At 66.4% G+C, this 22,199-nt stretch carries 17 protein-coding genes; 16 read left to right on the top strand and 1 reads right to left on the bottom strand.

What is annotated here, in order from left to right:
• Window positions 1–16 precede the first annotated feature (16 nt).
• From Cth01_RS11400 to hutG, 8 genes are all read left to right on the top strand, one after another.
• Complete coding sequence (locus tag Cth01_RS11400; protein WP_045839411.1) at window positions 17–1,348, top strand: amidohydrolase; 1,332 nt, start codon at window positions 17–19, stop codon at window positions 1,346–1,348.
• A 107-nt stretch (window positions 1,349–1,455) separates the two neighbouring features.
• A complete protein-coding gene (locus Cth01_RS11395; RefSeq protein WP_034351370.1) occupies window positions 1,456–2,022 on the top strand; it encodes a HutD/Ves family protein in 567 nt (188 codons plus the stop codon).
• A gap of 139 nt (window positions 2,023–2,161) precedes the next feature.
• Window positions 2,162–3,424 carry an imidazolonepropionase gene (gene hutI, locus Cth01_RS11390; protein WP_034406815.1) on the top strand — a complete coding sequence of 421 codons (1,263 nt, stop codon included), beginning with the start codon at window positions 2,162–2,164 and terminating at the stop codon, window positions 3,422–3,424.
• A 25-nt stretch (window positions 3,425–3,449) separates the two neighbouring features.
• Window positions 3,450–4,838 (top strand): FAD-binding oxidoreductase, encoded by a 1,389-nt coding sequence (locus tag Cth01_RS11385; protein ID WP_045839410.1) that lies wholly within the window; start codon window positions 3,450–3,452, stop codon window positions 4,836–4,838.
• Window positions 4,835–5,977: a histidinol-phosphate transaminase gene (locus tag Cth01_RS11380; RefSeq protein WP_045839260.1), complete on the top strand. Its 1,143-nt coding sequence runs from the start codon at window positions 4,835–4,837 to the stop codon at window positions 5,975–5,977. The genes Cth01_RS11385 and Cth01_RS11380 overlap by 4 nt, the downstream gene beginning before the upstream one ends.
• A 3-nt stretch (window positions 5,978–5,980) precedes the next feature.
• Window positions 5,981–7,210 carry an MFS transporter gene (locus Cth01_RS11375; RefSeq protein ID WP_045839259.1) on the top strand — a complete coding sequence of 410 codons (1,230 nt, stop codon included), beginning with the start codon at window positions 5,981–5,983 and terminating at the stop codon, window positions 7,208–7,210.
• The gene (locus Cth01_RS11370) at window positions 7,207–8,634 is read left to right on the top strand and encodes a formimidoylglutamate deiminase (protein WP_034406822.1); all 1,428 of its coding nucleotides are present in this window, start codon (window positions 7,207–7,209) and stop codon (window positions 8,632–8,634) included. The genes Cth01_RS11375 and Cth01_RS11370 overlap by 4 nt, the downstream gene beginning before the upstream one ends.
• A gap of 41 nt (window positions 8,635–8,675) precedes the next feature.
• Window positions 8,676–9,491, top strand: coding sequence for an N-formylglutamate deformylase (hutG, locus tag Cth01_RS11365; protein ID WP_012836664.1), 816 nt, complete (start codon window positions 8,676–8,678; stop codon window positions 9,489–9,491).
• Window positions 9,492–9,504: 13 nt separating this feature from the next.
• Here hutG and soxR read toward each other — a convergent pair whose 3' ends face one another.
• On the bottom strand, window positions 9,505–9,975 hold the full coding sequence (soxR, locus tag Cth01_RS11360) for a redox-sensitive transcriptional activator SoxR (protein ID WP_034351383.1): 471 nt from the start codon (window positions 9,973–9,975) through the stop codon (window positions 9,505–9,507).
• A gap of 341 nt (window positions 9,976–10,316) precedes the next feature.
• Between soxR and Cth01_RS11355 the strand changes: the two genes are divergently transcribed.
• The 8 genes from Cth01_RS11355 (at window position 10,317) to bioB (ending at window position 22,117) form a co-directional block, all read left to right on the top strand.
• Window positions 10,317–11,507 (top strand): efflux RND transporter periplasmic adaptor subunit, encoded by a 1,191-nt coding sequence (locus Cth01_RS11355; RefSeq protein ID WP_045839258.1) that lies wholly within the window; start codon window positions 10,317–10,319, stop codon window positions 11,505–11,507.
• A gap of 12 nt (window positions 11,508–11,519) precedes the next feature.
• Entirely contained in the window at window positions 11,520–14,714 is a 3,195-nt protein-coding gene (locus Cth01_RS11350; protein WP_045839257.1) for an efflux RND transporter permease subunit, read from the top strand.
• Window positions 14,707–16,179 (top strand): efflux transporter outer membrane subunit, encoded by a 1,473-nt coding sequence (locus tag Cth01_RS11345; RefSeq protein ID WP_034406832.1) that lies wholly within the window; start codon window positions 14,707–14,709, stop codon window positions 16,177–16,179. The genes Cth01_RS11350 and Cth01_RS11345 overlap by 8 nt, the downstream gene beginning before the upstream one ends.
• Window positions 16,176–16,850, top strand: coding sequence for a DNA oxidative demethylase AlkB (alkB, locus tag Cth01_RS11340; RefSeq protein ID WP_034351391.1), 675 nt, complete (start codon window positions 16,176–16,178; stop codon window positions 16,848–16,850). The genes Cth01_RS11345 and alkB overlap by 4 nt, the downstream gene beginning before the upstream one ends.
• A 66-nt stretch (window positions 16,851–16,916) precedes the next feature.
• Entirely contained in the window at window positions 16,917–17,993 is a 1,077-nt protein-coding gene (locus Cth01_RS11335) for a homocysteine S-methyltransferase family protein (protein WP_003070538.1), read from the top strand.
• 188 nt (window positions 17,994–18,181) lie between these two features.
• A complete protein-coding gene (locus Cth01_RS11330) occupies window positions 18,182–19,324 on the top strand; it encodes a hypothetical protein (protein WP_045839256.1) in 1,143 nt (380 codons plus the stop codon).
• Between the two features lie 259 nt (window positions 19,325–19,583).
• Entirely contained in the window at window positions 19,584–20,579 is a 996-nt protein-coding gene (locus Cth01_RS11325) for a porin (protein WP_003070535.1), read from the top strand.
• A 545-nt stretch (window positions 20,580–21,124) separates the two neighbouring features.
• Entirely contained in the window at window positions 21,125–22,117 is a 993-nt protein-coding gene (bioB, locus tag Cth01_RS11320) for a biotin synthase BioB (protein WP_045839409.1), read from the top strand.
• Window positions 22,118–22,199: the final 82 nt, after the last annotated feature.

Here is a 22,199-nt window from a genome sequence, read left to right as displayed (position 1 = left end):
CATGGCCGCCGCGCACATGACTCAACGGAGAATCCTCCGTGCTCCCGCATTGCTGCGTGGCGTCGCCCTGGCCGCGGCGCTGCTGGTGCCCGGCTGGGCGGCCGCGCAGGAGCCCGCCGCGATCGATCGCCTGATGGGCGAGATGTACCCGCAGCTGGATACGCTGTACAAGGATCTGCACGCCCACCCCGAACTGGGCTTTGCCGAGACCCGTACCGCCGCCCGGCTGGCGAAGGAGCTGCGCAGCCTCGGCTTCGAGGTGACGGAGCAGGTCGGCAAGACCGGCGTGGTGGCCCTGCTGCGCAACGGCACGGGCCCCACGGTGATGGTCCGTACCGACATGGACGCGCTGCCTATGGAGGAAAAGACCGGCCTGCCCTATGCCAGCCGCGCCAAGACCACCTGGAACGGCCGCGAGACCTTCGTGGCGCATAGCTGCGGCCACGACGTTCACATGGCGGCGTGGGTCGGCGTGGCGCGCACGCTGTCGGCTCTGAAGTCGCAGTGGCGCGGCACGCTTATGCTGGTTGCCCAGCCCGCGGAAGAAACCGGCGCCGGTGCGCGTGCCATGCTGGCCGACGGACTGTTCACCCGCTTTCCCAAGCCCGACGTGGCGCTGGCGCTGCACACCGACCCGCGCCCCATCGGCACCGTCAGTTATGCGGTGGGGCCGATGACCTCGGCCGCCAACGAGGTGCAGATCACCTTCAAGGGCCGTGGCGGCCACGGCTCGGCGCCACACAAGGCGCTCGATCCGGTGATGATTGCCGCGCGCTTCATCGTCGACGTGCAGTCGGTCGTCAGCCGTGACAAGGACCCGATGGAATTCGGCGTCGTCACCATCGGCGCGATGCAGGCGGGCAGCTCCGGCAACATCATCCCCGACCGGGTGGTGCTGCGCGGCACGATCCGCAGTTACGCACCGGCGGTGCGGGCACAACTGCTCGACGGCGTGCGCCGTGTCGCGCTTGCCTCGACCGCAGCGGCTGGCGCGCCGGAGCCCGATATCTCGCTGCCGGACACCAGCTCCGCCACCGTCAATAACCCGGCCGTCGTGGCGCAGGTCGAGTCGGTGCTGAAGGCCGCATTGGGGGCCGACAACGTGGCGCGCACGCCGCCGCTGACCACCAGCGAAGACTTCGCCGAATACGGCGCCGAGGGCGTGCCCTCGATGTTCTTCCTGGTCGGCGTCACCGACCCGCAGGAAGTGGCCGCCTCGCAGCGCCCCGGCGGCAAGCCGCTGGTGTTCAACCACTCGCCGCAGTTCGCGCCGCTGCCGGAGCCCTCCATCAAGACCGGCGTGAAGGCCATGAGCCTGGCGGCGCTGGGCTTCCTGGGCAAGCCTTGACACGCATCATTGCGTGCCAGACGGCTGCGGCCCCGGCTCGGTACTCCCGCGCTGGGGTACGCCGGTTCTAGCGCGGCGTTTGTTTTAATTCTTTGTGCTTTTGATCGATGCAACGCTTTGACCTGAACCAGATTGCGCCCAGCCCGTGGAAGAACGGGGGCGGCAGCACGCGCGAGATTGCCTGCTGGCCGCAGGGTGCGGGCATGGACAGCTTTGGCTGGCGCGTGAGCGTGGCCACAATTGCCCAGGCCGGCCCGTTTTCTGCATTTCCGGGCATAGACCGCCAGATCATGCTGCTTGATGGCGACGGGGTACGGCTGCACAGCGCCCAGGCCGGGCTCGAGCATGCATTGACCGAGCGCTGGCAGCCATTCGCCTTTTCGGGCGATATGGCGCTGGATTGCGATCTGCTGGGCGGGCCGTCCAGCGACTTCAATGTCATGACCCGGCGCGGACAGTGGTCGGCCAGTCTGGAGCAGCTCGGTGGCCAGGCAGAGGCGGGGCTGAGCGCCGCAGGGCTTTGCATGGTGCTGGAGGGTGGCTGGAAATGCGCCGACGGGCGGATACTGCAAGCCGGTCAGGGCCTCTGGTGGACCAGCCCCCAGGCCGAGCCGCTGCTGGCGCAGGACGAGCAGGCCAGGCTGATTCTGGTCAACCTGACGCCGCACAGCTGAAACAGGAGCAGCTTGCGCGCTTTGGTTGGTCATTTCAATATGTATTGATATGAAAAATCAGGAGTGGCAAGCGCATGCAGCTATGAAATTAGTAGTTTCATGGTTTGAATTGCCGTAATCGAACACTAGGAGCATCGCCATGACGCAAGTTATTTCCCATCCTGCAGTCTCTGCCGACGGCTGCTGGTACAACCTGCGTCTGGCGCCGGAGCTGTATGTCTCCGAAGTGGCGGATATTCCCGAGGGCACGCTGGCCTGCATTGTGGTGCAGCAAGGCCGCATGGTCTGGGTGGGCCCGCAGGATGCCATGCCCGCCGAATACCAGGCGCTGCCCCGGCATGATGGCGCAGGGCGCCTGGCCACGCCGGGCCTGATCGACTGCCACACCCACCTGGTCTATGGCGGCGAGCGTGCCAACGAGTTTGCCATGCGCCTGGCCGGGGCCAGCTACGAAGAAGTGGCCCGTGCCGGCGGAGGCATCGTCTCCAGCGTCAGGGCCACGCGCGAAGCGTCGGAGGACGAGCTGGTGGCGCTGGCGTTGCCGCGTCTCGAGCAGTTGCTGGCCGAAGGCGTGACGGCCATAGAGATCAAGTCGGGCTACGGCCTGGCCCTGGAACACGAGCGCAAGCAACTGCGTGCCGCTCGGCGCCTGGGCGAGCTGTGTGCGGTGACTGTGCGCACCACATTTTTAGGGGCCCATGCGCTGCCGCCAGAGTATGCGGGCCGCAGCCAGGAATACACGGATCTGGTCTGTCAGGTCATGCTGCCGGCACTGGCCGCCGAAGGCCTGATCGATGCCGTCGATGTGTTCTGCGAGCGCATTGCCTTCTCGCTGGCAGAGACCGAGCAGGTCTTTCAGGCGGCCAAGGCATTGGGTCTGCCCGTCAAGCTGCATGCCGAGCAGCTGTCGAATATGGAGGGTGCAGCCCTCGCGGCCCGCTATGGTGCGCTGTCCTGCGACCACATCGAGCACCTGTCCGAACACGGCATTGACGAGATGAAGAAGGCCGGTACCGTGGCCGTGCTGCTGCCCGGAGCCTTCTACACGCTGCGCGACACCAAAGTGCCGCCGATTGAGGAGTTAAGGGCTGCCAAGGTCCCCATGGCCGTTTCTACCGATCACAATCCGGGTACCTCCCCGTGCTTGAGCTTGCTGCTCATGGCCAATATGGCTTGCACGCTGTTCCGTCTGACGGTTCCCGAGGCTCTGGCAGGCATCACCCGGCATGCCGCGCAGGCTCTGGGTCTGCAGGACGAGCAAGGCCTGATTGCCGTGGGCCGTCCCGCCAACTTCGTGCTCTGGCCCGTAAAGCAGGCTGCCGAGCTGGCCTACTGGTTCGGCAGCAAGCCTGACTGTACGGTGGTGCGCCAGGGCCTGATTGCGCAGCAAGCCAAAGCCTGAAAGCGGGGAGCGCGAAAGGTTGCTGATGTCTCACGAACAATTTCTCAATGAACTGATTTCCACCCTGGGCGCCGATGTGGCGCTGCACGGCACGGACACGCCCGAGCGTAGCCGCACCGACTGGAGCGGCACGCCGCCCCAGCAGCCGTTGGCGCTGGTGCGCCCACGGACCACGGAGGAAGTCAGCGCGGTCATGCGTCTGTGCAGCGCCCACCGGATTGCGGTAGTGCCGCAGGGCGGTCTGACCGGGCTGGCCGGTGCAGCGGTTCCGATGGAGGGGGCCGTGGCCCTGTCGCTGGATCGCATGAACCGCATCGAGGACATCGATGCCAAGACTGGACTGATGCAGGTGCAGGCCGGCGTCACCCTGCAAGCCGTGCAGGAAGCTGCCGTCGATGTCGGCATGGTGTTCGGCGTGGATCTCGGTGCTCGCGGCAGTTGCCAGATCGGCGGCAATGTCTCCACCAATGCGGGCGGCAACGGCGTGCTGCAGCACGGCATGATGCGCGAGCAGGTGCTGGGCCTGGAAGTGGTGCTGGCCGACGGCACGGTGCTGCCCATGCTGCGTCCCATGATCAAGAACAACACGGGCTACGACCTCAAGCAGTTCTTCATCGGTGCCGAAGGCACGCTGGGCATCATCACGCGCGTGCTGCTGCGCCTGCGCCCCGCGCCCCAGGCCACGGCCACGACGCTGGTGGCCATGCCCGATTTCGACTCGGCCCTGGCCGTGCTCAAGCGCATGCAATCGCGCTTCGGCAACAGCGTCGCGGCCTATGAGCTGATGTGGGACAGCTTTGTGCAGGCCTCCATGGCCTGGCTCAAGCTCGCTGCGCCTTTTGAGCAGCGGTACCCCTTGCTGGCCCTGATCAATGTGGACGGCAAGGACGAGGCGCAGCTGCAGGGCGATCTGCAGCAGGTGCTTGAGGAAGCCATGGAGGCCGGCGAGGTGCTCGATGCCATCGTGGCCCAGTCGGTCGCCCAGGTGCAGCAGCTGTGGAAGCTGCGCGAGGCACCGGCCGAGCTCAACAACAATATGCATCCCGCGATCAACTTCGACGTGAGCCTGCCTCAGGCCGACATCGGCCGTTTTGCCGAAGCCTGCATGCAGGCCTTTGCCGCTCGCTGGCCTGGTCACCAGGCGCTGTACTTCGGCCATGTGGGCGACGGCAACCTCCATGTCTCGGTGGATGGCAAGACCGTCAACGGCGAATGCGAGCAGGTGGAGGAGCTTCTCTACCGCATCGTGGGCGAGATGCAGGGCAGCGTCTCCGCAGAGCACGGCATCGGCCTGCACAAGAAACCGTATCTGGGCAACAGCCGCACGCCTGCGGAGCTGGCGGCGATGCGGGCCATCAAGCTGGCCCTCGATCCACTGGGCCTGATGAATCCCGGAAAGGTGTTTGATCTATGACGAATTCCCTGGTGGCCTCGCTGGCCCGTGCCCAGGTGCGCCCGCTGCCTGCGTACAACGCCGGCCTGTCCAACGAAGCGGTGCGGGCGCGCTATGGCGTGACCGATATTGCGCGACTGGCCAGCAATGAAAATCCCTTCGGTGCCAGCGCCTCGGTGCGCCGGGCGATTGCCGATGTGGCCAATGATGTGGGCAACTATCCCGATGCCAACTGCACGGCCTTGCGCGAAGCCATTGCCGAGCGCACGGGGCTGCCCGCCGGGCGCCTGGTGTTCGGCGACGGCTCGGAAGACCTGATCAAGATTCTCTGCGAGGTCTTTCTCGCTCCCGGCGATCTGGTTGTGACCCAGCGCCCCGTGTTCGGCCTGCACGAAATCTATCCGAAGATGATGGGCGCGGAGGTCGAGCTCCTCGACCTCAACGAGGAGCTGGGCTTCGATCTGGGCGCCTGGTGCGCTGCAGTGGCCAAGGCCCCCAAGATAGCCTTCCTGCCCAACCCGTCCAACCCCGTGGGCTGCATGATGGATGCGGCGCAGTTTGCGCAGGTGCTGGAGGCCACGCCCGTCAACACCGTGCTGGTGGTGGATGAGGCCTATTACGAATACGCGCTGCATGACGACGACTACCCCGATGTGCTGGCCATGCTGGAGGCGCGTGTCGGGCCCTGGATCGTGCTGCGCACCTTCTCCAAGGCCTGGGGCCTGGCCGGTCTGCGCGTGGGCTACGGCATGGCCGACAGCGCCGAGCTGGTGAGCCTGATGGACAAGGTGCGCTCGCCCTTCAATGTGAACATGGCGGCCCAGCGTGCGGCGCTGGCCGCCTGGAACGATCCCGCGCACATGCGCAGCGGTGTGGCGACCACGGTGGCGCTGCGCGAAGATCTGCGCAGACAGCTGCTGGCGCTGGCAGGGCCGGGCCGGCCGCTGCAAGGCCTGCGCATTGCGCCTTCGGTGGCCAACTTCCTGTTCCTCGACCTCGGCCGTCACAATGGCCCGGTGACCGAGGCGCTGCTCAGGCAGGGCGTGATCGTCAAACCCTGGAAGGAGCCCGGCTTCGAGCATTTCCTGCGCGTGTCCATAGGCACCGAAGGCGACAACGTGCGTTTTGTGCAGGCCTTGCTGGCCGCGCTCGAGGCCTGAGCCATGAAGCTGTTCCGGGGCTGGACGATTGTGGCGGCGGCCCATGGCCTGCTCGCCCTGGCCTTCGGTGCAGCTTATTCCTTTGGCGCTTTTTTCAAGAGCATCCAGACGCAGTTCGATGCGGGCCGTTTCTCCGTGGGCTCGCTGTTTGCCGTGACGGCTTTGCTGTATTACTGCGTGGGCGCTGTTGCCGGCCCCCTGGCCGACCGCATAGGCCTGCGCCGCGTGACCGGTGCGGGGGTCTTGCTGCTGGCCACAGGCTTTGCGCTGGCCAGCCAGACCCGCTCGCTGGCGCAGCTGTTCGTGGTTTTCGGCCTGTTCGTGGGCGCTGGCGTGGGCCTGATCTACGTACCGGCCCTGGTGGCCGTGCAGCGCTGGTTCATACGGCTACGCAGCCGTGCCTCCGGCCTGGCCTCGGCCGGCACCGGCGTCGGCACCTTCGCCGCGCCGCTGTTTGCGGGCTGGCTGCTGGAATTGCAGAGCTGGCAGATCACCATGCAGTGGTTTGCGCTGGCCATCTTGCTGCTGGGACTGCCGGCCGCGCTGTCCATGGTCGGCCAGCCCTCGCAGCTAGGCCTGAGCTGCGACGGCGATCCTCACCCTGCCCAGGCTGCAGCTCAGGCGCAGGGCATGGAGCTGTCCCAGGCCGTGCGCAGCAGCAGCTTCGGCTGGTTTTTCCTGGCCATCTTCCTGGCTTCGGTGAGCTTGTTTGCGGCCCTGGTGCATATCGCTCCCATGGCCCAGGGCCTGGATATCGATGCCGTTTCAAGCCAGTGGCTGATCGCCCTGATAGGCGCTGGCAATGTGCTGGGCCGGCCGCTGCTGGGCGGTCTCGGCGACAGGCTGGGAGCTCTGCGTCTGCTCATGGGTCTGAGCATTTTTCTGGCCCTGCTGCACCTGCTGTGGTGGCAGGCACATGGCTGGGCCGCGCTTGCCGTGTTTGCCCTGCTGTTCGGCGCGGCGCATGGCGGCTGCATCGCCCTGTTTCCCGTCCTTGCCGCCCAGTGGTTCGGCACCTTGCGGCTGGGTGCCATTTTGGGCATTCTTTACATCAGCGTGGGGCTGGCGGCAGTCGTCGGCGCCAGCGCGTCCGGCTGGGTGTTCGACCAGACTGGCGGCTACACCCAGGCCATCCAGGTCAGCGCCGCGCTGGCCTTGCTGGCTGTGGCTGCGCTGGCGCTTGCGGCCCGTGGCCAGCGTTTGGTTTCATCTCCTTCAGGCATTTCGAAATGATCATGCACTCTTCCTCCTCCAGCGGCACACTTTTTGCCGAAGACGCCTTACTGCCCACGGGATGGGCGCGCAATGTCCTGCTCAGCTGGGATGAGAGCGGGCGTCTGGCCGAGGTGCTCACCGATGTGGATCCGCAAAGCGGAGAGGCCGGCGAGGTCGATACCGCCATCCGCGCCGCTGGCCCGCTGATCCCCGGCATGCCCAATCTGCACTCGCATGCCTTCCAGCGTGCGTTCGGCGGGCTGACCGAGTTCCGTGGCCAGGCGCAGGACAGTTTCTGGAGCTGGCGCAAGCTGATGTACGGCTTTGCCAACCGCATGACGCCCGAGGCGCTGGAAGCGATTGCGACCTGGCTGTACCTGGAGATGCTGGAGGCAGGTTACACCTCGGTGTGCGAGTTTCACTATGTGCACCATGATGTGGGCGGCAAGCCCTATGCCAACGATGCCAGCCTGTCCCTGGCGCTGCTGCGTGCGGCGCAGAAGACGGGCATAGGCATGACCTTGCTGCCCGTGCTCTATCAGACCAGCGGCTTCGGGGGTCTTCCGCCTCGCGAGGATCAGGCCCGCTTCATTCGCAGCACGGACAACATGCTCTCCCTGCTGCAGCAGCTGGAGCCCGTGACCAGGACGCAGCAGGCAGCCCTGGGCCTGGCTCCGCATTCGCTGCGCGCCGTGCCGCCGGACAGCCTCAAGGCCGCGCTCGCAGGCCTGCACGCCATGCTGCCCAAGGCGCCGGTGCACATCCATATCGCCGAGCAGACCCAGGAGGTGGATGACTGCCTGGCCTGGAGCGGTCAGCGCCCCGTGCAATGGCTGCTCGAGCATGCGCCCGTCGATGCGCGCTGGTGCCTGGTTCATGCCACGCATATGACGCCCGAGGAATATGCGGGCGCGGCTCGCAGCGCTGCCGTGGCCGGCATCTGCCCCACCACCGAAGCCAACCTCGGTGATGGGATTTTCGATATGCCGGCGTGGCTCAGGCATGGCGGCCGCTGGGGCATTGGCTCGGACAGCCACGCCACGGTCAACGCGGCCGAAGAGCTGCTGATGCTCGAATACAGCCAGCGCCTGAACCTGCGCCAGCGCAATGTGCTCGGCGGCGGTGCCCAGCCCCAGGTGGCGACTTCCATGACCTTGCAGGCGGTGGCCGGCGGTGCCCAGGCATCCGGCCGCGCCATTGCCGGTCTGGCCGTGGGCCAGCAGGCCGACTTCGTGGTGCTCGATGCCCGGCATGTGGCCCTCAACGGCCTGCCAGCCGACAGCGGTCATGCGGCCCATGTGTTTGCAAGCCATCGCACCTCGGCCATTGCCGATGTCTGGGTTCGCGGCCAGCAGCGCGTGCAGGCAGGCCGCCATGCGCTGCACGAGGTTGCGCAACAGGGCTTTGTCCTGGCCCGCAAGGCATTGCTGCAAGGCGCCTGAGGGCGGCTGCATTCAGATTTTTGACAGAAGAGAGACGCTCCATGAGCCAAGCCATCGCCCCCTTTGTCTTCCACCAGGGTACGGCACCGCTGCTGATTTCCATGCCGCATACCGGTACCCATGTACCGGCCGACATTGCGGCCAGGCTCACGCCCGAAGGGCGCGAAGTCCACGACACCGACTGGCATATGCCGCAGCTCTACGACTTCGCCAAGGCGCTGGGCGCATCCATTCTGGTCGCCACGCATTCGCGCTATGTCATCGATCTGAACCGTCCGCCCGATGGTGCCAGCCTCTATCCAGGCCAGAGCGTGACCGGGCTGTGCCCGGTTGACGGCTTCGACAGCAAGCCCCTGTATGCCAGCAAGGACCTGGAGCCCGACGAGGCGGAGGTCGCGCGCCGCCGCGAACTCTACTGGCAGCCCTATCATGCGCAGCTGCGCGCCGAGCTCGATCGCATCAAGAGCCAGCACGGCGTGGCCATGCTGTGGGATGCGCACAGCATCCGCTCGGTGCTGCCGCGTTTTTTCGAGGGCAAGCTGCCCGACCTGAACCTGGGCACCGCCGACGGCAAGAGCTGCGCGCCGGCGCTGGCCCAGCAGCTGCTGGACATTGCACGGCAGGCGCCGGACCACACCAGCGTGCTCAACGGCCGCTTCAAGGGCGGCTTCATCACGCGCAACTATGGTCAGCCGGAGCAGGGCTTCCACGCCGTGCAGCTGGAGATGACGCAGTCCAGCTATATGCAGGAGCAGATGCCGTTTGACTACCTGCCCGAGGTCGCGGCCCGTATCCAGCCCACCATGCAGCGTCTGCTGCAGGCCGTGCTGGCCTTCGCCCAGGCCAGCGGCCGCTGAGCCCTGGCCGAGGCTAATGGTCCTCGGCCTGCAGCTCGTCGCCTAGCCAGCGGCGCGGCCCCGGGCCGCCGCGCTGGCATTGGTCGCCGGGGTTGTACATGCTGCAGACCTTGAGCGACAGACAGCCGCAGCCTATGCACTGGTTGAGGCTGTCGCGCAGGCGCTGCAGCTCGGTGATGCGCTCGTCCAGCCGCTGCTGCCAGATGCGCGACATCTTCTGCCAGTCGCCGCCCGTGGGCACATGCCGCGTCGGCAGCCGTGCCAGCTGCGCGGCGATCTCCTCCAGCGTGAAGCCCACGCGCTGCGCAAACACGATGTAGGCAATGCGCCGCAGGCCCGAGCGGTGGTAGCGCCGCCTGCCGCCGGCGCTGCGCACCGATTCGATCAGACCCAGCGACTCGTAAAAGCGCAGCGCCGATGCGTTGACGCCGCTGCGCTGCGCGAAGTCGCTGATGCTCATCAGCGGATCATCCTCAGTTTTCATGATGTCTTTCTCCGGAGCTTGACTTAAAGTTCACTTGAACTTGAAGAATGCCGCCATTGTGATCGATAGCCGGTGGAGCCGCAATCAACGGCCCAAGCGCTGGCCGGAGTTCTTCTGATATCCGTAGCTGTATTCGCTTGATGAAAAACGACTTCAGATGGTTTTGTGTCTGAGGTTGTTTGGTGAAGTGTGACAGAAGCTATCTTTATTGAATCTCTCCCAGCCACCTGCCAATGCTTGTCACAAGCCTGGCTGCTCCTGCGTCTTGTAGGCAGAGGTGGCCGTTCCGTCAGGCCTACTGCCGCCAGCAGGGCGGGCGCATTCATTCAGGGAGAGTCCATATGTCAGTCCATTCCATGCCGCCGCTGCGGCCCTTGCTGCTGGCCGGCGGCTTCGCGACGCTGGTCCTGCTTTCCGGCTGCGGCCGTCCCGGCGCGGGCGATGCACATGCCAGCAACGGCCCGCCGCCCGCGCCCGAGGTGCAGGTGGCCGAGGTTGCCTTGCAGGCCGTACGCCCCTGGGACGAATTCAACGGCCGCATCGAGGCCGTGGAGTCGGTGCAGCTGCGCTCGCGCGTGTCGGGCTATATCGAGCGCATCGCCTTCGCCGAGGGCCAGGAGGTGAAGAAGGGCCAGCTGCTGTTCGTGATCGACCAGCGGCCCTATCGCGCGGCCCTGGCCAGCGCTCAGGCCCAGCTCGAACGCGCGCGTGCCGCTGCCGGGCTGGCGCAGACGCAGGACCAACGCGCGCGTCAGCTGGTGGCCGAGAATGCGGTCTCGCGCGAAGAGGCCGATACAAGGGCCGCAACACTGGCCCAGGCCACGGCCCAGGTGCGCGCGGCAGAGGCCGATCTGGCCACCGCACGGCTGCAGCTCGATTTCACCGAGGTGCGCTCGCCCATCACGGGCCGTGCCAGCCGCGCCCTGCTCACCGTGGGCAATATGGCCCAGGCCGACCAGAGCGTGCTGACTACCCTGGTCTCGCAGGACCCGGTGTATGCCTATTTCGATGCCGACGAGCACAGCTTTTTGCGCTACCAGAAGGCCGGCCTGAGCGGCCAGGGCCGCGCGGTGCGCGTGGCCCTTGTCGGCGACAGCGGCTTTGCCCATGCGGGCACGCTGGATTTCAGCGACAACCAGCTCCAGCCGGGCACGGGCACCATGCGCCTGCGCGCGCGCCTGGCCAACCCCGATCGGGTGCTGACGCCAGGCCTGTTCGCACGCGTGCGGATGCAAAGCGGCCCGGATCCGCAGGGGGGCGAGTCCCAGGCGCTGCTGATCGACGACAAGGCCGTGCTTACCGACCAGGACCGCAAGTACGTCTATGTGGTGGGCGAAGGCAATGTGGCCGAGCGTCGCGACCTCACGCTGGGTCGCATGGTCGATGGCCGGCGCCTGGTGGAAAAAGGACTGGCCGCGGGTGACCGGCTGGTGGTGGGTGGCGTGCAGCGCATCTACTACCCCGGCATGCCCGTCAATCCCAGGCCGGTGGCGGCAGCGGCCGTGCAGCCTGTGCCTGCCGCTGCGCAGTAAGGGGGGAGTGCCATGGACTTCTCCAAATTCTTCATAGACCGGCCCATCTTCGCGGTCGTGCTCTCCATCATCATGTTCGCCGTCGGCCTGGTGGCCATTCCGCAACTGCCGGTGGGCGAATATCCCGAGGTCGTGCCGCCCAGTGTGGTGGTGCGCGCCACCTATCCGGGAGCCAATCCCAAGGAGGTCGCCGAGTCGGTGGCAGTGCCCCTGGAGGAAGCCATCAACGGAGTCGAAGGCCTGATGTACATGAAGTCGGTCGCGGCTTCGGACGGCAGCCTGCAGGTGGTCGCTACCTTCCGCCCCGAAATCGACCCCGACACGGCAGCTGTTCGCGTGCAGAACCGTGTCAGCCAGGCCCAGAGCCGGTTGCCCGAGGAGGTGCGACAGTTCGGCGTAACCACGCAGAAGCAGGCGTCCACGCCGCTGATGTACGTGGGCCTGGTGTCCCGCGACGGCGCGCATGATGCGCTGTATCTGCGCAACCATGTCACGCTCAAGATCAAGGATGTGCTGGCGCGCATTCCCGGCGTGGGCGACGTGGGCATCTACGGCGCGGGCGACTATGCGATGCGCGTCTGGCTGGACCCGCACAAGGTGGCGGCACGCCAGCTCACGGCCGGCGAGGTGATCGCCGCCATCCGCGAGCAGAACATCCAGGTCTCGGCCGGCCAGCTGGGCGCCGAGCCCAGTGCGCAGAAGTCCGACAAGCTGCTGTCCATCAATGTGCGCGGGCGGCTGAAGACGGCCGAGGAGTTCGGAGACATCGTGCTCAAGAGCGGCGAAGGCGGCCAGGTCGTGCGTCTGGCCGACGTGGCGCGCATCGAGCTGGGCGCCAGCGACTACACGCTGCGCTCGTGGAGCGACACCAAGAACATGGCTGCCGTTGGCATCTTCCTGTCACCGGGCGCGAATGCGCTGGGCGTGGCCGAGCAGGTCTACGCGGCCATGGACCGGCTCTCCAAGGATCTGCCCGAAGGCGTGGCCTTCGAGTCCGTCTGGGACCCCACGGTCTTTGTGCGCGACTCGATCAAGGCCGTGCAGAGCACGCTGATCGAGGCCGTGATCCTGGTGGTGCTGGTGGTCATCGTCTTTCTGCAGACCTGGCGCGCCTCCATCATTCCGCTGCTGGCCGTGCCTGTGTCCATCATCGGCACTTTCGCGGGCCTGTACCTGCTGGGCTACTCGATCAACACGCTGACGCTGTTCGGTCTGGTGCTGGCGATAGGCATCGTGGTGGACGACGCCATCGTCGTGGTCGAGAACGTGGAGCGCTACATCGAGCAGGGCCACAGCCCGCAGGAGGCTGCCCATCTGGCCATGAAGGAGGTCTCCGGGCCCATCATCGCCATCGCCCTGGTGCTGTGCGCGGTCTTCGTGCCCATGGCCTTTCTCAGCGGCGTCACGGGCCAGTTCTACCAGCAGTTCGCGGTGACCATCGCCATCTCCACGGTGATCTCGGCCATCAACTCGCTGACCCTGTCACCGGCACTGGCGGCCAAGCTGCTGCAGCCGCACGGCGCACCGCGCGACGCGCTGGCGCGCGTCATCGACAAGGGCCTGGGCTGGCTCTTCCGGCCCTTCAACCGCTTCTTCGATCGCAGCGCTCATGGCTACCAGAATTCGGTGGGCCGCTCGCTGCGTCGACGCGGCCTGGTGTTCGCGGTCTATGCGGCACTGCTGGCCGGCACCGCCGTGCTGTTCCATGCCGTGCCCGGGGGCTTCATCCCCATGCAGGACAAGCTCTACCTGTTTGCCGGCGCCAAGCTGCCCGAGGGCGCGTCGCTGAACCGCACCGATGCGGTCACGCGCCAGATGGTGGAGACGGCCAAGAGCGTGGATGGCGTGGACATGGTCGCGGCCTTCGCGGGCTTCAATGCGCTGCAGTCCACGACCACGCCCAATCTGACCAGCTCCTACATCATGCTCAAGCCCTTTGGCGAGCGCACACGTAGCGCCGAGGCCATCAATGCCGAACTGGGTGCCAAGTTCGCGCAGATCGAGGGCGGCTTCGCCTATGCGCTGATGCCGCCGCCCATCCAGGGCCTGGGCAACGGATCGGGTTATTCGCTGTTCCTGCAGGACCGCGCAGGCCTGGGCTATGCAGCGCTGCAGCAGGCGCTTGAGGCCTTTCAGGCCGAGATTGCCAAGACACCGGGCATGACCTACCCGGTCAGCAGCTACCAGTCCAACATTCCGCAGCTGGAAGTGAAGGTGGACCGCATCAAGGCCAAGGCCCAGGGTGTGGCGCTGACCGACCTGTTCCAGACCCTGCAGGCCTATCTGGGCTCGGTCTACGTCAACGACTTCAACGCCTTCGGCCGCGTCTGGCGCGTGATGCTGCAGGCCGATGCCGACTACCGCCAGGCCGTGGAGGACATCGCCCAGCTGCGCACGCGCAACACGCGCGGCGAGATGGTGCCCATAGGCTCCATGGTCACGGTGGTGCCCAGCTACGGGCCCGATCCGGTGCTGCGCTACAACGGCTTTCCGGCCGCCGACCTGATCGGCGACTCCGATCCGCGCCTGCTGTCCTCGGCCGAGGTGCTGACCAAGCTGCAGGAGATTGCGCAGCGCACGCTGCCGCGCGGCATCGAGCTGGCCTGGACGGACCTGAGCTACCAGCAGGTCGAGCAGAGCCATGCCGCAGCCGTGGTCTTCGTGATCGCCGTGATGCTGGTCTTTCTGGTGCTGGCCGCGCTGTACGAAAGCTGGACCCTGCCGCTGGCCGTGATCCTGATCGTGCCCGTGTGCATCTGCGCGGCGCTGTTCGGCGTCTGGCTGGCCGGGGGCGACAACAACGTCTTCGTGCAGGTGGGCCTGGTGGTGCTCATGGGTCTGGCCTGCAAGAACGCGATCCTGATCGTGGAGTTCGCACGCGAGCTGGAGATGCGCGGCTCGCCCATCGTCGATGCCGCGTTGCAGGCCTGCCGTCTGCGGCTGCGTCCCATCGTCATGACCTCCATCGCCTTCATCGCGGGCGCCGTGCCATTGCTGATCGGCGGCGGCGCGGGCAGCGAGGTGCGCGCGGCCACGGGCGTGACGGTGTTCTCGGGAATGCTGGGCGTGACGCTGTTCGGCCTCTTCCTCACGCCGGTGTTCTACGTCACGCTGCGCCGCCTGTCGGGCCGGTCGCTGGCGACCCGCACGCCTGCCCATCCTGCTTCACCTGTTTCACCCACATCCCTGGAGGGCAGCCATGTCTGAGATCCGCAAACCCTTGCGCCGGCATGCTCTGGCATATGCCGTGGCGGGCCTTGCGACCCTGCTGGCAGGCTGCGCCGTCGGCCCCGATTTCCGCACGCCCGAGCTGCCTCAGGCCGGCGCGCAGTTTGCGCGGGCCGAGCCGTCTGCAGTCCTGAAGCAGGCATCGCCCGAGACCGGCTCCGACGCTGCGTTCTGGCGCCAGTTCCAGGATGCGCAACTCACGCAACTGGTCGAGCAGGCCCTGCGGGCCAACCAGGATCTGCGCGGTGCGCTGGCGCGGCTCGATGCGGCCCAGGCCCTGCTGCGCGAGAGCCGTCTTGATCAGCTCCCGACGCTTACCCTGTCGGGCCAGGCGCTGCAGCAAAGACGCAGCGAAAGCCAAGCCATGGGCGGGCCGCGCAGCCAGCGCAGCTACAGCGCCGGAATCAATGCGAGCTGGGAGCTGGACCTGTTTGGTCGCGTGCGTCGCAACATCGAGGCCGGCAGAGCCGATCTGCGGGCCAGTGCCGCTGATCTGGCTGCGCTGCAGGTCGCCATTGCGGCCCAGGTCGCGGCCAGCTACGCCGACCTGCGCGGCTGGCAGCAGCGCCTGCAGCTGGCCGAGGCCAATGCCGCCAATCAGCAAGATACGCTGCGCCTGGTGCAGCTGCGGCTGGCGCATGGCAGCGGCACAGACTTCGACCTGGCGCGCGCCCAGGCGCAACTGGAGACCACGCGCTCGCGCATTCCCGCGCTGCAAGCCCGGATCGCCGTGGCACAGCATCGGCTGGCCGTGCTCACCGGCCAGGTGCCCGAGGCACTGATCGCGGCGCTGGACGTGCCGGCCGCGTTGCCGCAGTTGCCAGAGACCATCGCTCCCGGCACGCCCGCCGACCTGTTGCGCCGTCGCCCCGATGTGGCCGCCGCCGAGGCGCGTCTGCATGCGGCCACGGCGCGGGTGGGCGTGACCACGGCCGAGCTGTTCCCGCGCCTGTCGCTGGGCGGTCTGCTGGGCAGCTCCGCTCTCAGCACGGGCGCGCTGTTCGGGGCCGGCAGTGCCAGCCGCAGCGTGTTCCTGGGCGTGGACTGGTCTTTCCTCGACGTGGGCCGCGTACGCGCGCGCATCGCTGCCAGCGAAGCGGGCGCCCAGGTCGCGCTGGCTCAGTACCAGCAAAGCGTGCTGCTGGCGCTGGAGGACACCGAGAACGCCCTGGTGCTTCTCACGCGCACCCGCAGCGAGGACGCCCATCTGGCCCAGGCCGCCGAGCAGCGTGCACGGGCCGAGCAGCTCGCGCAGCGCCGCTACCGCCTGGGCAGCGTGGGCCTGTACGAGGTGCTGGACGCGCAGCGCGACCTCTATGCGGCCCAGGACGCGGCGGCCGACAGCCGCGCGCGCGGCCTGCGTGCCGCCGTGGCGCTGTACCAGGCGCTGGCTGGCGGCTGGGAGGGCCAGTCGCCGGCCAGGCCTATGATGGCGTTGCAATGACGCTTTCGCTGTTTCCTGCCGACTCCCTGCCCGCCGAAATCATTGATGACGGTGCCGTGCTGCTGCGCGGGTTTGCGGCAGCCGAGGAGCAGCGCTGGGTGGCCGAGGTGACGGCTTTGCAGACGCGGGCCGCATTTCGCACCATGCAGGTGCCCGGCGGCAAGTTCATGTCGGTGGCGATCACCAACGCTGGCGGCTGGGGCTGGATTTCGGATCTGCAGGGCTATCGCTACAGCGCCGTCGATCCGCAGACCGGCAAGCCCTGGCCTGCCATCCCGGCTTTTCTGGGCGAGCAGGCCGCCAGGGCGGCGGCGCTGGCCGGCTATCCGGGCTTTGCACCCGATGCCTGCCTGATCAACCGCTATCAGCCGGGTGCGCGCATGGGCTTGCACCGCGACCAGGACGAGCATGACTTTGCTGCGCCCATAGTCTCGGTCTCGCTGGGCTTGCCCTGTCGTTTTCTCTGGGGCGGGCTGACGCGCCAGAGTCCCACCCGGCGCCTTGCGCTCACCCATGGCGATGTGCTGGTCTGGGGCGGGCCCTCGCGCCTGGTGTTTCATGGCGTCGCTCCGCTCATGGAGGGCCAGCACCCGCTGCTTGGCAATGAGCGCTGGAATCTGACGTTCCGCATGGCCAAGGCTCGCTACCCGGCAGGCCAGCCATCGGAATAGGCGCTGGCGACAGGGCAATGCCCGGCTGCCCGGCAAAGTCGGCTAGCTTTCCTACAATGGCGGTCTATGAGCCAGTCGCACCCCACCCCCGCCTACACTCGAGCCCAGGAGCTGCCCGCAACGCTTGCCAAGCGCCTCGTCATTCTTGACGGCGCCATGGGCACCATGATTCAGCGTTTCAAGCTGGGCGAGGCTCAGTATCGCGGCGAGGGCTATGCCGGTGCCGACGGTGCGGGCGAGCGCTTCAAGGACTTCGCCCATGACGTCAAGGGCAACAACGAACTGCTGTCGCTGACCCGTCCCGACGTGATTCGCGACATCCATGAGAAATACCTGGCTGCCGGCGCCGATCTGATCGAGACCAATACCTTTGGCGCGACCACGATTGCGCAGGAGGACTATCACATGGCCGATCTGGCCTATGAGATGAACCTCAAGAGCGCCCAGCTGGCGCGTGCGGCCTGTGACAAGTACAGCACGCCCGATCACAAGCGTTATGTGGCCGGCGCCCTGGGCCCCACGCCCAAGACGGCCTCCATCAGCCCCGATGTGAACGACCCTGCCGCGCGCAACATCACTTTCGAGCAGCTGCGCCAGGCCTATCTGGAGCAGACGCTGGCGCTGATTGAAGGCGGTGCCGACGTGATCCTGGTCGAGACCATCTTCGACACCCTCAACGCCAAGGCCGCGCTGTTTGCCGTGGACGAGGCCTTCGAGCAGACCGGCGAGCGCCTGCCCATCATGATCAGCGGCACGGTGACCGATGCCTCGGGCCGCATTCTGAGCGGACAGACCGTGACGGCCTTCTGGCACAGCGTGCGCCACAGCAACCCGCTGTCCGTGGGTCTGAACTGCGCCCTGGGTGCCACGCTGATGCGTCCCTATGTGCAGGAGCTGGCCAAGGCGGCTCCCGACACCTTCATCAGCTGCTACCCCAATGCCGGCCTGCCCAACCCCATGAGCGACACCGGTTTTGACGAAACGCCCGAGATCACCAGCCGTCTGGTGCACGAGTTCGCGGCCGAAGGTCTGGTCAATATCGTGGGCGGCTGCTGCGGCACCACGCCCGACCATATCGGTGCCATTGCCAAGGCCGTGCAGGCCACGGCCACGCGCAAGCTGTTCTACCCGGCCGAGGCCTGATTCCGCCTGGAATGGTTCGCCCCTGACCCGCGCTTCGGATCGCCGGTGTGAACCATGCGGCCCCGGCACGATCCGGGCAGCCCTGGTGCTTGAGCCGCAAGCATTGGCAGCTCTTTTTCCGATGCTTATCCGCAGGGGCGGGCACAATGCCCTGATTCCGGCTTTGCTGCCCCGCCACCGACGACCGCATGACTGCACCACTGCAACCCGTTGCCTCCGTACTGCCCGTGTCCGTGCCCACGGGCCAGGCGGCTGCGCAGGCCGGCAATGTGGCTGCAGCCGCTGTCTCGGACCTTCCCGCAGCGCAGCAACCGCCTGCTGCTCAAGCTGCGCCCCCGGCGACCAGCATGGTGCAGTGGTCGCCGCAAACCTTGCAGAACCTCAAGCTCCAGGCCTTTGAGCATCTGATTGCGCAGCTGGCACTGCAGGTGCAGGCCCAGCCCGGTGCACCTGCGGCAAGCTGGCCTAGCCAGGGCCTGCCAGCGGCCGTGCAGCAGTTTGTGCAAAGCCTGCTCGCGCAGGTTCAGGTCAGCCTGCAGGGACAGGCCCAGCCCTTGCAACTGCTGGCCGGCCAGCAAGGATCGGTTGCGCTGATGCAGGCCTTGGCGCAGGCTGCGGTGTCTGGCGTGCAGCCGCCCAGCTCGGCCTTGCAGACGGCTGCGGCCCTGTCGCCCACGGCGGCCGTGGCGCTGGAGCAGGCACAGCAGGGCATGGCAGCAACCGCTGGCGGCGCTGTCGCACCGCGTCTGCCCCAGCTGCAGAACTGGCTGGTGCAGCAAGGCACGCTGGTCACGCCGCAAGGCGAGCGCAGCTTTTCCCTGACATTGCAGGTACCCGCCGCCTGGGCGCAGGCTGTGGGTGCGGCAAGCATCCCGACAGCCCAGGGGCCGGGGACGGCCCTGCGCCTGCCCATGGCGGATCCGGGTGTCTTGAGCAGCGGTCCTCTGGCTCTGGTGGTGCAGCCGCAGTCGTCGGTGGCGACCAGCACACTTGCTACCAGCGCATTGCTGTGGCTGGAGCTGCAGCCCGTCACGGCGAGTTCCGCTCAGGCGACGCCGGTACAGATGGCCGGTCTGCCTCTGGCCATGCCCGCACCGGCGCTGGCGCAGGAAGTGCAGCAACTGCTGCAGAACAAGTCCGATCCCTGGCTGATGATGGCCGCGGCCCAGGCTGCCAATGCCCTGCCTGTGCCGCGCCGCAGCGGCGAGCACCGTTCGCATCTGTGCATGACCGAAGGCTGCCAGTACCAGGGCCTGGCACCCTGCGCCCAGCCGTTCTGCAGCGAGATGAATCGCATCTGGGCCGCCTCCGGCGTGGCGCGCAGCGGCTGAACCAAGCTGACGCAGGGCTGGACTCTGCGCGTGCCGCACTTTCATAATGCTTCCCGTTGCCTGCTTTTTGAGCAGGCTTCTCGGGTCGGAATTGGCAGCCAGGCTGCCAGCCATGTTCCGGCTGTCTTCAGTGCATCAGGCAGGGCCTGACTGCCTGTCATCACCTCATCTCACAGGTCTTCGACCTTCTCCGTCTTCTGCTGTGCCAAGAGCTGGCTGCGGGGGGCAGTGACTTCACAATTCAAGGAGAACCACCGGCATGCGCTTGCGTACTGGCATTGCTTGTTCCACATGTTTCACTCTTTTGTCTGCCGTGCTGCCTGCTGCGGCCCAGTCGTCCAGCGTCAGCATTGGCGGTCTGATCGACGGCGGCATCTATCGCGGCTTTGATGGCACGGCGCAGGCCGGCACGATTCAGCGCAGCAATCTTGCGATTGCCGGCTGGGAGGACCTGGGCGGTGGCCTCAAGGCCACCTTCCGCCTGAGCGCACGTTTCGATATCGATACCGGGCGTCTGGAGGATCAGGGCCGCAAGCCGTTCTGGCACGACGAGTCCACGGTGGGCTTGCAGGGCGGCTTTGGCCACTTGCGCCTGGGCCGCGCCCTGTCGGCCATGTGGTCGCAGGACTGGAAGTTCGACCCCTGGGCCAATTTCAACCGCATTTCCTCGCCCGCCTGGTATCAGTGGCACTACCTCACGCCTACCGACCGCTACAGCAACAACGGCACGGCCGAGTATGGGCGCATGGCCAATGGCATCTTCTACGACTCGCCCACGGTGGCCGGCTTCACCCTGCATCTGAGTGCCTCGCCGGAGCGCACCGAGGTACCGCTGACCTTGCGCCGCGAAGGGCGCGGTTATTCGGCCTCTCTCAACTACGACTCGGACAGCCTGAGCGGGATGCTGGCCTTCGAGCGCAACGGCAGCGGTGACAAGGACACTTTCGTGGCTGGCAAATACCGCTTTGGCGCAGCCGCCGTGATGGCCGCCTGGGACTATTCGCGCGTGGCACAGACGGCACTCTCGGCCAAGGCCGTGACGTTGGGCGCTACCTATCAGATGGGACAGACCACGCTGAAGGCCGGTTATGGACGCCAGCGCATGCAGGAGCAGACCAATCATTTCTACTCTCTGGGCGCCGACTACGCGCTGTCCAAGCGCACCACGCTCTATGCCAGCCTGGGGCGCAAGAGCTACGAGTACGGCGCGGACTCGGGAACTTCGTTCGGCGTGGGCATGGCTCACGCCTTCTAAGCCCAGGCCTCCAGCCCCACAGCCGCAGCCTTGCTGCGGCTTTTTTGCGCCCGGTGCGAATGTCCAACAAGAGTTGAGGGAATTAAATCCGCCAGTTTGGGGTGTTTGTCCGCCTTTGCACGGGCGGTACAGCACCGTTTCTGGCCCTGATCCAGGCCTTGTCCGGGTAAAAATCGCCAAAAACCGTGTTTTTTGCCGATATCTACGCTCTTCCTCGTTGAAATCCAAGGTCTGAATCTGGTGTGTTCCACTTAATTGAGTGCACAAGAGCTCAATTTGGCAGAAGTTATGGCTGGCTGTTTTTAATGAGTGCTGAAAATCTGTCAAATGCATTGAAATAGCGCTCAAAAATAGCGCTTCTTGTTGCAACTCTTTGGTGAGCAACTATTTGCATGCGGGCTCTGTAAATCCTTGATTTTTTTGCCCAAAATGCGCGGCATTCCCCCGATTGAGGAGAGACCGCGATGTCCTATTCCGTGCCCGAGCAAGACAACCCAGTGCGCGCCGCCGACGCGCAGCAAGCCGCTGCCTGCGGCAGCCAGACCATGCACTGGCATGCGCCGGCCAAGCCCGTCGCGGCTCCCGAAGCGCAGCGCTGGCCCGTGGAGGCAGTGCAGTCCTTGCTGGACCTGCCTTTTCTGGACTTGTTGCACCGTGCTCAGAGCGTGCACCGTGAGAACTGGCCTGCAGGCGAGATCGAGCTGGCGACCCTGCTGTCCGTCAAGACCGGCGGCTGCCCCGAGAACTGCGGCTATTGCCCGCAGTCGGCCGAGTTCGATACGGGCGTGAAGGCCGAGAAGCTGATGAGCGTGGAGGAGGTCACCCGCGCCGCCAAGGCGGCCCAGGATGCCGGAGCCACCCGCTTTTGCATGGGCGCTGCCTGGCGTGCGCCCAAGGACCGCGACATCGAGAAGATGAACGAGCTGATCGGTGCCGTGAAGGGACTGGGCATGCAGACCTGCGCCACGCTGGGTATGCTGCAGCCCCACCAGGCCGCATCGCTGCGCGATGCGGGTCTCGACTACTACAACCACAACCTCGACACCGCGCCCGAGTACTACAAGGATGTGGTCAGCACGCGCCAGTACCAGGATAGGCTGGACACGCTGGCTGCCGTGCGCGATGCGGGCATCAGCGTCTGCTGCGGCGGCATCATCGGCATGGGCGAGACCGAGGTCCACCGTGCCGGCCTGATTGCCCAGCTCGCGAACATGGAGCCCTACCCCGAGTCCGTGCCCATCAACAGCCTGGTGCCCGTGCCCGGCACGCCGCTGGCCGACAGCGAGCCGGTGGATCCGCTGGACTTTGTCCGTGTGATCGCCGTGGCGCGCATCACCATGCCCAAGGCTCGCGTGCGCCTGTCGGCGGGCCGCCAGCAACTGGGCGAGGCCGTGCAGACCCTGTGCTTCATGGCGGGAGCCAATTCCATCTTCTACGGTGACAAGCTGCTGGTGACCGGCAATCCAGATGTGGAGGCCGATACCACCTTGATGCGCAAGCTGGGCCTCAAGGGGCTGGGGGCATCGGCAGCAAGCTGATCCCTGAATCTTCCCCGGCCGTCGCGCCGGGGCTTTCTCATTGCAAATTGCATGGCCCTGCCTCTGGTGCGGGCCAGGCCGC

It is taken from the genome of Comamonas thiooxydans (genome assembly GCF_000964545.1).
GTDB lineage: Bacteria > Pseudomonadota > Gammaproteobacteria > Burkholderiales > Burkholderiaceae_C > Comamonas > Comamonas thiooxydans.
The sequence above is the reverse complement of the archived record's forward strand: the minus strand, read 5'-3'. Positions and strand labels throughout refer to the sequence as shown.